The sequence below is a fragment of the Endozoicomonas sp. SESOKO2 genome, assembly GCF_024606245.1.
In the GTDB taxonomy this organism is placed as follows: domain Bacteria; phylum Pseudomonadota; class Gammaproteobacteria; order Pseudomonadales; family Endozoicomonadaceae; genus Endozoicomonas_A.
The window spans coordinates 1-1,227 of record NZ_JAHHPQ010000155.1 but is presented as its reverse complement, the minus strand read 5'-3'; the positions used below and the strand labels follow the sequence as shown (position 1 = coordinate 1,227).

The window sequence follows — 1,227 nt, the reverse complement described above, 5'->3', positions numbered from 1 at the left end:
ATGTTGAACTGATGCCGAGCCTGGGCAGCCTGCTTTATCAACTAGCTGAGTTTTTTGAGGACGTAGCCATGGAGTTCAAGCCCGTCAGCGACTACCTTTGTCAGGTGCTCACGCTTAAGAACTTCATGAGATCCGCCAGCGATCTCAGGTACGAGGCAAATCAGGCCAGCATTGATTTTAAACGGAAGAAAACGGACTCAAGATCTGAGCGCGTTAAATTGACGGTGAGAAAAGAGGTGAATGAGCTGAAGCACGGCTTGAAAAACGGCTTGTTGGATATCAGAGAGGACTTAAAGGCAGCATTGAAAAAACTGACCAAGTAACAGTCAGGAGCCGGAACTTACATAAAGTTCCGGCTCCAACACTGTCTTAGCCCGCCATTTCCAGCAGCAGCTTGTTCAAACGCTGAACGTAGCTGGCCGGATCATCCAGCTGGCCGCCCGCAGCCAGGTTAGCCTGATCGAAGACCACACGACACAGGTCAGTAAAACGATCTTCATCAGCTTCCTGATCAAGACGGCTAATCAGAGGATGCTCCGGATTGATTTCAAAGATAGGCTTGGATTCAGGCATGGCCTGACCAGCAGCTTCCATGATCTTTCGCATCTGGGCGCCCATATCATGCTCACCCACGACGAGACAGGCGGGTGAATCCGTCAGACGGTGCGTTACACGCACTTCTTCAACCTGATCCACCAGAGCATCCTTGATACGCTTAAGCAGGTCTTCCTTCTCTTTGGCGCTTTCTTCCAGGGCTTTCTTGTCGCCTTCGTCGTCCAGCTGACCCAGATCCAGATCACCACGGGCAATGTCAGCAAACTGTTTGCTATCAAACTCGTTCAGGTGGGACATCAGCCACTCATCTACACGATCGCTCAACAACAGAACTTCGATCCCCTTCTTCCTGAAGACTTCAAGGTGAGGACTGTTAGCTGCAGCATTGTGGGTTTCGGCAGTAATGTAGTAGATCTTGTCCTGACCTTCCTTCATCCGGGAAACGTAACCTTCCAGCGACTGATCCTGCTCTACACCCTTGCTCTCAGTGGACGCAAAACGCAGCAGTTTGGCAACTTTCTCACGGTTAGCGAAGTCTTCAGCAGGACCTTCTTTCAGAACCTGGCCAAACTCTTTCCAAAACTCTGCATACTGCTCTTCTTCTTTTTTGGCCATTTTTTCCAGCATGTCCAGAACACGCTTGGTCAATGCCCCTTTCATACTGTCTACAGC

General features: G+C 50.2%; 1 protein-coding gene and 1 pseudogene. One reads left to right on the top strand and one right to left on the bottom strand.

All coding sequences use genetic code 11. The features are described from left to right. Nucleotides 1-323 (top strand): hypothetical protein (locus KDK17_RS03755; protein WP_257287380.1); only part of this gene is annotated, 323 nt, incomplete at its 5' end. Between the two features lie 46 nt (nucleotides 324-369). On the opposite strand, the pseudogene KDK17_RS03750 reads toward KDK17_RS03755, so the two are convergent. Beyond that, nucleotides 370-1,227: pseudogene (locus KDK17_RS03750) on the bottom strand (molecular chaperone HtpG); the annotation flags it as partial.